The organism is Streptomyces sp. MBT65, assembly GCF_016612545.1.
Lineage (GTDB): Bacteria > Actinomycetota > Actinomycetes > Streptomycetales > Streptomycetaceae > Streptomyces.
In genome coordinates this window covers 18,960-28,909 of record NZ_JAENRY010000155.1, presented here as the reverse complement: position 1 = coordinate 28,909, position 9,950 = coordinate 18,960, and the positions used below count along the sequence as shown (strand labels likewise).

The window sequence follows — 9,950 nt, the reverse complement described above, 5'->3', positions numbered from 1 at the left end:
GGGGGACTTGGTGGGGGGATTTTTTGGGGGCGGGAGGGTCAGTGGGCTCCGGTGCCGGTCAGGGACCGTACCTCCAGCTCCGCGTACTTGCCGGTGTCCGGCTCCTCCTTGGAGAGGATCGTGCCGAGCCAGCCCAGCAGGAAGCCGACGGGGATGGAGATGATGCCGGGGTTCTCCAGGGGGAACCAGTGGAAGTCGACATCCGTGAACATCGACGTGGGCTTGCCCGAGACCACCGGCGAGAACAGGACCAGGCCGACCGCGGTGACGAGGCCGCCGTAGATCGACCACAGGGCTCCGGACGTGGTGAAGCGCTTCCAGAAGAGGCTGTAGAGGATCGTCGGGAGATTGGCGGAGGCGGCGACCGCGAAGGCGAGGGCGACCAGGCCGGCGACGTTCAGGTCGCGGGCGAGGGCGCCGAGGAGGATGGAGACGGCGCCGATGCCGACCGTGGCGTACCGGGCGGCGGCCATCTCCTGCTTCTCGGTCGCCTGGCCGCGCTTGATGACGTTCGCGTAGATGTCGTGGGCGAACGAGGAGGACGAGGCCAGGGTCAGCCCGGCGACGACCGCGAGGATCGTGGCGAAGGCGACCGCGGAGATGGTGGCCAGGAGGATCGCACCCCAGTTGGAGTCGACTCCGCCCAGATGCAGTGCCAGGAGTGGGGCCGCGGTGTTGCCCGCCTTGTTGGAGGCGATGATCTCGTCGGGTTTGATCAGTGCCGCCGCGCCGAAACCGAGGGCCAGGGTCATCAGATAGAAGGCGCCGATCAGGCCGATGGCCCAGATGACCGACTTACGGGCGGCCTTGGCGGTGGGCACCGTGTAGAAGCGGATCAGGATGTGCGGCAGACCGGCGGTGCCGAGGACGAGGGCGATGCCCAGGGAGATGAAGTCCAGCTTGGTCGTGCCGGTGGCGCCGTACTTGAGGCCGGGGTTCAGGAAGGCGGAGCCCTTGCCGCTGTTGTCGGCGGCCTTGCCGAGCAGGTCGGAGATGTTGAAGTTGAACTTCAGCAGGACCAGGAAGGTGAGCAGCAGGGCGCCGGCGATGAGCAGGCAGGCTTTGACCATCTGGACCCAGGTGGTGCCCTTCATGCCGCCGATGGTGACGTACACGATCATCAGGACGCCGACCAGGGCGACGATGCCGATCTTGCCCGCGTCCGTGGTGATGCCGAGGAGCAGGGAGACCAGGACGCCCGCGCCGGCCATCTGGGCCAGCAGATAGAAGATCGACACCACGATGGTGGAGGTGCCGGCCGCCGTACGGACCGGGCGCTGGCGCATGCGGTACGCCAGGACGTCGCCCATGGTGTAGCGGCCCGAGTTGCGCAGCGGTTCGGCCACCAGGAGCAGCGCGACCAGCCAGGCCACCAGGAAGCCGATGGAGTACAGGAAGCCGTCGTAGCCGAAGAGGGCGATGGCGCCGGCGATGCCGAGGAAGGACGCGGCGGACATGTAGTCGCCGGATACGGCGAGGCCGTTCTGGAAGGCGGTGAACTGGCGGCCGCCCGCGTAGAAGTCGGCGGCGCTCTTCGTCTGGCGGCCCGCCCAGACGGTGATGACCAGTGTCGCGGCGACGAAGATCGCGAACAGGGTGATGATCAGCGGTCGGTGCTGGCTCGCCTCGCCTGCGGCCAGGGTGATCGTGGGGCTCATGCGCCGCCCTCCATCCGGGACTTGATGGCTTCGGCCTTGGGGTCGAGCTTCGCGGCGGAGTAGCGCGCGTACCACCAGGCGATGAGGAACGTGGTGAGGAACTGGGCGAGACCCAGGACCAGGGCCACGTTGATGTTGCCGACGACCTTGGTGTCCATGAAGTCGTCCGCGTAGTTGCACAGCAGCACGTACAGCAGGTACCAGACGATGAAGGCGATGGTCAGCGGGAAGGCGAAGGAGCGGTGGGCGCGGCGCAGTTCGGCGAACTCCGCGCTCTCCTGGACCTGTTCGAACTCCTCGGTACTGGGGAGTTGGTGTTCGGCTTTCGAGGGGGGTGGTGTCTCGGTGGCCACGGTGTCTCCTCGCGTTACGGACCTGCGGGTTCTGGTCTGGCTCGGCGCTTCCTGCCCAAGGGCACGGCGCCGCGCGTCGACCGGTTCAACTCCTTTGACTTCTTTCGGTAGTCGTCTTTGGGAAATCATTGCTGGCCAGCCACCGCGGAAGATAACTTCAGGTCTGCACCACTAGTCATGTACCTGCCCGGGCGCGCACCACGTCTCGGGCCGTTTCGTATCCGGATGATGTGGAGATCCCATGGCTCATCTGCGCCCCAGACGCCGGCTCGCCCTGGCCGTACCGGTCGTGCTGTCCCTGACCGCCTCGCTCGGCTTCCTCCCGTCGACGGCCTCGGCGGTCCCGAGCACGGAGACCACCGCACAGACCGCTGACGCGCCCAACCTTGCGTATGTGGTCAACACTCGGCTGGACCACTGGACGATCAACTCGGTCAAGAAGGCGATCAATGCGGCCGGCGGCACCATCGTGGTGACGTACGAGAAGATCGGTGTGATCGTCGTCCACTCGGCGAACCCCGACTTCGGGCCGACCATCCGCAAGGTGCGCGGTGTGCAGTCGGCCGGTGCCACGCGGACGGCGCCGCTGAGCCTCGCCTCGACGACCGACGAGGGCGCGGTGCAGTACCTCTCCAAGGACCAGGCCGCGAAGACGGCGAAGGCCTCCGCCGCGGCCGGTGACAGCGAGCCCCTCGAAGCCGACCAGTGGGACCTGCCCGCGATCGGCGCCGACAAGGCCGCGAAGATCAACCCGGGCAGCAAGAGCGTGACGGTCGCCGTCATCGACGTCGGCGTCGACGACACCCACCCGGACATCGCCCCGAACTTCTCCGCCTCGCAGTCCGCCAACTGCGTGGGCGGCAAGGCCGATACGACGTACGGCTCCTGGCGTCCCGTGGACTCCGCCCACTACCACGGCACACATGTCGCGGGTGAGATCGCCGCCGCCCGCAACGGCATCGGCGTGGCGGGGGTCGCCCCGGGTGTGAAGGTCGCCGGGATCACGGTGGCCGAGCCGGACTCGACCCAGCTCTTCTACCCGGAGAGCGTGGTCTGCGCGTTCGTGTTCGCCGCGGATCACGGCGTGGAGATCACCAACAACAGCTACTACGTCGATCCCTGGCTGTACAACTGCCTGGACGACCCCGATCAACGTGCCATCGTCGACGCGGTCAACAGGGCCCAGTTGTACGCGCAGCACAAGGGCACGCTCAATGTCGCGGCGGCCGGCAACTCCAACGACGACCTCGACTCCGACGCCCTGGTCGACGCCTCCAGCCCCGACGACTCGACCGCGACGACCCGTACGGTCGACCCGCACGAGTGCTTCGACGTGCCGACCCAGTTGCCGGGTGTCGTCACGGTGAGCTCGGTCGGCGTCACCAAGGCCAAGTCGTACTTCTCCAGCTACGGCAAGGGCGTCATCGACGTGGCGGCGCCGGGCGGGGACGCCCGGCAGATCCCGGACACCCCGTCGAAGAACGGCCGCATCCTGTCCACGCTGCCGAACAACACGTACGGCTACCTCCAGGGCACCTCGATGGCGACCCCGCACGTCGCCGCCGTGGCCGCGCTGCTCAAGTCGACGCACCCGCACGCCACTCCGGCCCAGTTGCAGCGCCTGCTGAAGGCCGAGGCGGACAACCCGGGCTGCCCGACCGCCCTGTACGACACCAACGGCGACGGCATCGCGGACGCGACCTGCGTGGGCGGCAAGCGCGTCAACGGCTTCTACGGGTTCGGCATCGTCAACGCGCTGCGGGCGGTGAAGTAGCCAGTACGCGTACGCGTCAAAGGGCCGGGCGGATCTCCGCCCGGCCCTTTCGTGTGGTGATGCGCGTGTTCGTGTGTTGATGCGCGTGTGTGCAGTCATCGATATCTATGTTGATTGAATCAATACTGCATAGTTCAATCATGACTGCTATCAATGTGGCATGGACCGCCATGGGCGGCGATCCCGCCCTGGTCTCGCGCGTCTCGACCGTGGCGCGTCAGGGGGCGCTCGAAGCGCGGCTTCCCGTACGGGGGTTGGCGCGGGCCTGTGTGGGAGCGTGCGCGCTGGCCGCCGCCGAGTTGGGGGCGCGGCGGGCCGGGCTCGCCGAGGTGCCCGGGGTGCGGGTGGACGACGGGGGCGTCGCGACGGCGTTCGTCAGTGAGCGTCATCTGTTGATCGACGGGCGGGCGCCGGTCACCTTCGCGCCCTTGTCGCGGTTCTGGCGGACGGCCGACGGCTGGGTCCGCACCCATGCGAACTATCCGCACCACCGGGCGCGACTGCTGGACGCGTTGAAGCTGCCGCAGGACGCGTCCGTGGACGCCGTGGCCGCGGTGCTCGCCGAGCGGTCCGCGCGCGAGGTGGAGGAGACCGTCTACGGCGCCGGAGGCCTCGCGGTCGCGCTGCGGACGGCGGAGGAGTGGGCAGAGCACGCGCAGGGGGCCGCCGTCGCAGGGCGGCCGCTCGTCGAACGCGAGTGGCTCGGCACCGCACGCGCGCGTGCGCTCCCGCCGCTCGACGGCGACCCGTTGCTGCCCGCCGCCGGGCTGCGCGTGCTGGACCTGACCCGGGTCATCGCGGGCCCGGTCGCCACCCGCACGCTCGCGTTGCTCGGCGCGGACGTCCTGCGGGTGGACGCCCCGCAGTTGCCCGAGGATCCCGACGCGCACGCGGACACCGGGCTCGGTAAGCGGTCGACCCGGCTGGACCTCCGGCTGTCGGCGGACCGGGAGAGCTTCGAGGAGTTGCTCGCGGGTGCGGACGTGGTCGTCACCGGGTACCGGCCGGGCGCCCTGGACCGGTTCGGGCTCTCCCCCGAGGCACTGGTCGACCGTGGGCCCGGGCTGATCGTGGCGCAGTTGTCGGCGTGGGGCGCGTACGGGCCGTGGGGTGATCGACGCGGGTTCGACAGTCTGGTGCAGGTCGCCACCGGCATCGCGGCGATCGAGGGGTCACCGGAGCGACCCGGGGCGCTGCCGGCACAGGCCCTCGACCACGGGACCGGGTATCTGCTGGCGGGCGCGGCGCTGCGCGCGCTGACGGAACAGTCGGAGCGGGGCTCCGGCATCGCCCTGCGGTTGGCCCTCGCACGGACCGCGGCCTGGTTGACGGCGGGCGTGGGCGAGTGGGGAGGGGCGGTGACCGGAACGGCGTACGGGACGAGCGGCCCGGCGTACGACCGGGCCGACGCCTGGCTGGTCGAGACGGACAGCGGGATCGGGCGGCTGCGGCACGCCCTGTCGCCGGTCTCGTTCGTCGGTGGGCCCTCGAACTGGGCGCGTCCACCGGGTCGTTGGGGCACGGACCCGGCTTGTTGGGCTTGATGCGGAGGTCGGCCGGAAACGTACCTATGAGCGGAATGCGGTTCCTCCAGTTGTTTTGCTGCACTTGCCCGGTTCTGCGGCGGCTGGTGAAGATCTTGGGGTGACCTTGATACGACCGACTGTCGAAGCGGCCGACACGAGCGGCTCCGGGCGGCTCCCCGGTACGCGTCGGGCCGTCGCCGTACTGGCCCTGGTGGTGCTCGCCGCGCTGATCCCGCTGCTCGGGCCGTCCGCCGCGCTGCACGACACCGGGGAGGCCGCCGCGCCCGGCACAGGCGGCATCGCGCTGCTGCGGGCGGTGTTGTTCGGCGCCTTGTGCGTCCCCCTGGGCGAGCTGTTCGTGAACCGGCTCGCGCGTACCGTGCCCGGCGCTCCCCCGAACGGCCCCCGCAGTTGGGCCCCGTACGCGGCCGGTGCCGGTTTCGTCGCCGCGCTGGGGCTCGCGTCGGTCGTGGCCACCGGCAACCTGGTGCCGAGCAGCCTCAGCCAGATCGACATCGGCGGCCTCTACCAGTCCCGCGACGGCAAGCTCGCGCTCCTGGAGGTCAACGCGTTCGCCCTGGCCGCCCTGTGCGCCCGGTCGCGTCGGCCCGGCCTCCAGGTGTGGCCCCTTGCCGCCGTGATCGTCGCGGAGGCCCTGCGCGTGCACCCGGCGAGCGAACACGGTCCCCTGGTCGGCTCCGAACTGACCCTGGTGCACCTGACGTGCGCAGCGCTGTGGGTGGGCGGTCTGCTGCACGCGCTGCGGACGTTGCGGCAGTGGCGCGGCGCCGAGGCGGGAGCCGCGCTGTTGGGGCTCTACGCGCGCGTGGCCGTCGCCCTGCTCGCCGCGATCACCGCCACGGGCGTGTGGAGTTCGCTGCGCCGGATGCCGGCCGGCACGATCCTGGACCAGCTGACGACGACGGCGTACGGGCGCACCCTGCTCGCGAAGGTGCTCCTCGTCGCCGCCGTCGCCGTCCTCGCGCTGTGGGCGCGGTACCGGCTGCGACGGGCCGCCGATCCGCTGGCCGCCTGCTCACCCGCACGGGCGGAGGTCGTCGCCCTGGGAGTGGTGGTCGTGCTGTCCGGGCTGTTGACGGCGTTGCCGGTGCCGATCCGCTGGCATTGATCGACTCCAGTGTTGACCGACGCGTGGGGACCGACTCCGGCATTGATCAACTGTTGACGATGAGGACCTTGAGTGCGGTGCGCTCGTCCATCGCCTTGTAGCCGTCGGGCACGCCCTCCAGGCCGACCGTCAGGTCGAAGACGGGCGACGGGTCGATGGTGCCGTCCAGGATGTCGGGCAGCAGCTCCGGGATGTACGCGCGGACCGGTGCGACGCCGCCGCGCAGCGCGATGTTCCGGTCGAACATGACCCCCAGGTCGAGACCGGTGCCGCTGCCGTGCGGCACGCCTACGAAACCGATCGCGCCGCCGTCGCGCGTGATGTCGACGGCCGTCCGCATGGACTGCTCGGTGCCGACGGCCTCGACGACGGCGTGTGCGCCCTGGCCGCGGGTGAGTTCGCGCACGGCCTCGACGGCGGCCTCGCCGCGTTCGGCGACGACGTCGGTGGCGCCGAAGGCGCGGGCGATGTCCGTGCGGGTCCGATGGCGACCGAGCGCGATGATCCGCTCGGCACCGAGCCGCTTGGCGGCGAGGACCGCGCACAGGCCGACCGCTCCGTCGCCCACGACGGCGACGGTGGCTCCCTTGCCCGCGCCCGCGCCGAGGGCCGCGTGGTGGCCGGTGCCCATGACGTCCGACAGGGTCAGCAGCGCGGACAGCAGGTGCTCGTCGGAGGCCGCCTCCTTGGGCAGCCGTACGAGCGTGCCGTCGGCGAAGGGCACGCGTACCGCCTCGCCCTGGCCGCCGTCGTAGCCCACAGCGCCCCAGAAGCCGCCGTGCACGCACGAGGTGGTGAGGCCCTCGCGGCAGTAGTCGCAGACGCCGTCGGACCACATAAAGGGCGCGACCACGAGGTCGCCGGTCCTGACGCCGCTCACCTCGGAGCCGGTCTCCTCCACGATCCCGAGGAACTCGTGCCCGATCCGCTGCCCCGGCTGCCGGGCCGACTCGCCGCGGTACGCCCACAGGTCGCTGCCGCAGATACAGGCGCGAAGCACCCGGACCACGGCGTCGGTGGGCAGCTGCACCATGGGCTCGGGCACGTCCTCCACGCGCATGTCGAACGGGGCGTGGATGGTGGTGGCGCGCATGGCGAGGGTCCTTCTCGTCGCTGGTGTGCTGGTGCGCTCAGGGGGTGGTCGAGCGCACTTCACGGTACGCCGCCGCCGCCGCCGGTGCGCGGCGCTCGGCGAGGGTGCCGAGCACGCCCTGGACCAGCAGGAACTGCGCGGCGACGTACGTCAGCATGATCCAGAAGTCCGGCCCGGGCGGCTGCGGCCAGTCGGCGACGCCGGTCGCGATGAGGGTGTCGGAGAGCATGAAGAGCGCCCCGCCGAGCCCGGCGACCGGGCCGAGCCTGGTGGCCGCGGTGTACGCCATGGCGGTCAGGAGGGTGCTGTAGCCCGCGACGGGGACACGGAGGCCGGCCGGCAGGTCGGGCCACAGCAGGACGACCAGGGTGACGAGGGCGACGGCGTAGCCGACGGCGAGCAGACCCGCACGCGCGCGTGGCGGACCTTGGCGCCGGAACAGGACGAGGTAGCAGACGTGACCGACGGCGAAGGAGGCCATCCCCGCCATGAAGGCGGGGTCGCTGTCGGAGAGAAGCAGCACGTCGCCGCCCCAGCCGCACAGCAGGGCGGCGACCAGGAGCCGAGGGCTGCCCGCGCGGGCGGCGGACGCGGCGAGCAGCGGCACGATCAGCGGCTTGGCGACCAGATGGCCCGCGCGGAAGCCCACGACGAGGAAGACGAGGTCGAGGACCGTGGCGAGGACGAAGGCACCTGACAGCGCTCGGGACACCCTCACGCGGCCACGGACTCCTCAGCGTGTTCCGCCGCGACCGCCGGCTGCCAGCCCGGTCCCCGGAACACGCGTCCCGCGCGCTCGCGCCAACTGGTCGCCGCCTTCAGGTCCTTGGCGATGGCGACGTACTCATGGGTGGCGACCTTGATCGGGTTGAACGTGTTGATGTTCTTGGTCAACCCGTAGACGGGCCGCTCAACCTCCGGGACGAAGGACCCGAAGAGCCTGTCCCAGACGATGAGGATGCCGCCGAAGTTGCGGTCCAGATAGCCGCCCTGGGAGGCGTGGTGAACCCGGTGGTGGGAGGGAGTGTTGAAGACGAACTCAAACCAGCGGGGCATCTTGTCGATCCGCTCGGTGTGGATCCAGAACTGGTAGACGAGGTTGGCCGAGGAGCAGAACGCCAGCGCGGCGGGATGCACGCCCAGGGCGACGAGCGGGACGTAGAACGGCCACACCGTGAGGGTCGTCCAGGGCTGGCGCAGGGCCGTGGTGAGGTTGAACCTGCGGCTGGAGTGGTGGACGACGTGGCAGGCCCACAGGATGCGGATGACGTGGTGGCCGCGGTGGGACCAGTAGTAGAAGAAGTCCTGCCCGAGCAGCATCAGCGGGATCGTCCACCACAGGACGGGCACGCGCAGCGGGGTGAGTTCGTAGATCGCCGTGTAGATCGCGACGATCGGGATCTTCCAGAGGAAGTCGAAGACGAGGCTCCCGAGCCCCATGCCGACGCTCGTGACGGCGTCCTTGGCCTCGTAGCCCGCCGCGTCCTCGTCGGGGTGGACGCGCACGCTGATCATCTCGATCACGGTGAGCAGCACGAAGGCGGGTATCGACCAGAGCACGGCATCGGGCAGGTTCGGCATGAGTGAACCGTAGGACCGCGAATCGGCCACGCCTAGACGTTGTTACCCACAAGTATTACCTGGGGTACGCGCTTGCTTGTTGGTGATCTCCGCCAACCGGTCAGGCGCCGGCGGCCCCCAGCAGCGTTCCCGCCACGTACGTCACGGCCATCGCGAGCGCGCCTCCGGCCACGTTCCGCACGATCGCCGTCCTCGGGCCGGCCGCGCCGAGGCGTGCGCTGGTCCAGCCGGTGAAGACGAGGGCGGCCAGGGACGAGACGACGGTGACGCCGAGCCGCCAGCCGGCCCGGGGCAGGACGATCGCCAGGAGGGGCAGCAGGGCGCCCGCCGTGAAGGACAGGAAGCTCGCCCAGGCCGCGTGCCAGGGGTTGGTGAGGTCGTCGGGGTCGATGTTGAGCTCCACGCGTGCGTGGGCGCGCAGGGCGTCGCGTTCGGTGAGCTGGGTCGCCGCCTCCATGGCCACGCCACGGGTCAGGCCCCGCTCCTGGAGGAGTTCGGTCAACTCCTCCAGTTCGGCCTCCGGTTGCTCCCTCAGCTCGCGCCTCTCCAGGGCCAGAGCGGCCTTCTCCGAGTCGCGCTGGGTGGAGACGGACACGTACTCCCCCGCCGCCATCGACATGGAACCGGCGAGAAGACCCGCGAGGCCCGCCGTCAGCAGCGCCGAGCGGTCGTCGGTGGCGCCGGCCACGCCGACGACGAGACCGGCGGTCGACAGGACGCCGTCGTTCGCCCCGAGGACCGCGGCCCGCAGCCAGTTCAACCGGGAGCCGAGGCTGCCGCCGTGGGCCTCGGAGTGGGACGCGCCGTTGGTTTCAGTCACCCCCGGAGGATTCCAC

At 70.5% G+C, this 9,950-nt stretch carries 9 protein-coding genes; 3 read left to right on the top strand and 6 right to left on the bottom strand.

Going from position 1 to position 9,950, the window contains the following annotated elements; translation table 11 throughout:
• Positions 1-38: 38 nt before the first annotated feature.
• Together JHN63_RS30660 and JHN63_RS30655 are read right to left on the bottom strand one after the other, a co-directional pair.
• Positions 39-1,658, bottom strand: coding sequence for a cation acetate symporter (locus tag JHN63_RS30660; protein WP_200686743.1), 1,620 nt, complete (start codon positions 1,656-1,658; stop codon positions 39-41).
• Complete coding sequence (locus JHN63_RS30655; RefSeq protein WP_200686741.1) at positions 1,655-2,011, bottom strand: DUF485 domain-containing protein; 357 nt, start codon at positions 2,009-2,011, stop codon at positions 1,655-1,657. The genes JHN63_RS30660 and JHN63_RS30655 overlap by 4 nt, the downstream gene beginning before the upstream one ends.
• 241 nt (positions 2,012-2,252) lie before the next feature.
• Here JHN63_RS30655 and JHN63_RS30650 point away from each other — a divergent pair, with 241 nt between their 5' ends.
• The 3 genes from JHN63_RS30650 (at position 2,253) to JHN63_RS30640 (ending at position 6,440) form a co-directional block, all read left to right on the top strand.
• Positions 2,253-3,785: a S8 family serine peptidase gene (locus JHN63_RS30650; RefSeq protein ID WP_200686739.1), complete on the top strand. Its 1,533-nt coding sequence runs from the start codon at positions 2,253-2,255 to the stop codon at positions 3,783-3,785.
• A 140-nt stretch (positions 3,786-3,925) separates the two neighbouring features.
• Positions 3,926-5,329, top strand: coding sequence for a CoA transferase (locus tag JHN63_RS30645; RefSeq protein ID WP_200686737.1), 1,404 nt, complete (start codon positions 3,926-3,928; stop codon positions 5,327-5,329).
• Between the two features lie 100 nt (positions 5,330-5,429).
• Positions 5,430-6,440, top strand: coding sequence for a CopD family protein (locus tag JHN63_RS30640; protein ID WP_200686735.1), 1,011 nt, complete (start codon positions 5,430-5,432; stop codon positions 6,438-6,440).
• 46 nt (positions 6,441-6,486) lie between these two features.
• Here the strand turns inward: JHN63_RS30640 and JHN63_RS30635 are convergent, their stop codons facing one another.
• The 4 genes from JHN63_RS30635 to JHN63_RS30620 all read right to left on the bottom strand — a co-directional run bounded on the left by JHN63_RS30635 (position 6,487) and on the right by JHN63_RS30620 (position 9,934).
• Positions 6,487-7,533, bottom strand: coding sequence for a zinc-dependent alcohol dehydrogenase family protein (locus JHN63_RS30635; RefSeq protein ID WP_200686733.1), 1,047 nt, complete (start codon positions 7,531-7,533; stop codon positions 6,487-6,489).
• 37 nt (positions 7,534-7,570) lie between these two features.
• Entirely contained in the window at positions 7,571-8,251 is a 681-nt protein-coding gene (locus JHN63_RS30630) for a lysoplasmalogenase (protein WP_200686731.1), read from the bottom strand.
• Positions 8,248-9,114 carry a sterol desaturase family protein gene (locus JHN63_RS30625; RefSeq protein ID WP_200686729.1) on the bottom strand — a complete coding sequence of 289 codons (867 nt, stop codon included), beginning with the start codon at positions 9,112-9,114 and terminating at the stop codon, positions 8,248-8,250. The genes JHN63_RS30630 and JHN63_RS30625 overlap by 4 nt, the downstream gene beginning before the upstream one ends.
• A gap of 100 nt (positions 9,115-9,214) precedes the next feature.
• Positions 9,215-9,934 (bottom strand): VIT family protein, encoded by a 720-nt coding sequence (locus tag JHN63_RS30620; RefSeq protein WP_200686727.1) that lies wholly within the window; start codon positions 9,932-9,934, stop codon positions 9,215-9,217.
• Between the last annotated feature and the right edge of the window lie 16 nt (positions 9,935-9,950).

Bases quoted from the DNA above. Each gene is read 5' to 3' on its own strand.
- JHN63_RS30645 (WP_200686737.1), top strand. From the start codon at position 3,926: ATGACTGCTATCAATGTGGCATGGACCGCCATGGGCGGCGATCCCGCC.
- JHN63_RS30660 (WP_200686743.1), bottom strand. From the start codon at position 1,658: ATGAGCCCCACGATCACCCTGGCCGCAGGCGAGGCGAGCCAGCACCGA.
- JHN63_RS30625 (WP_200686729.1), bottom strand. From the start codon at position 9,114: ATGCCGAACCTGCCCGATGCCGTGCTCTGGTCGATACCCGCCTTCGTG.
- JHN63_RS30635 (WP_200686733.1), bottom strand. From the start codon at position 7,533: ATGCGCGCCACCACCATCCACGCCCCGTTCGACATGCGCGTGGAGGAC.
- JHN63_RS30650 (WP_200686739.1), top strand. From the start codon at position 2,253: ATGGCTCATCTGCGCCCCAGACGCCGGCTCGCCCTGGCCGTACCGGTC.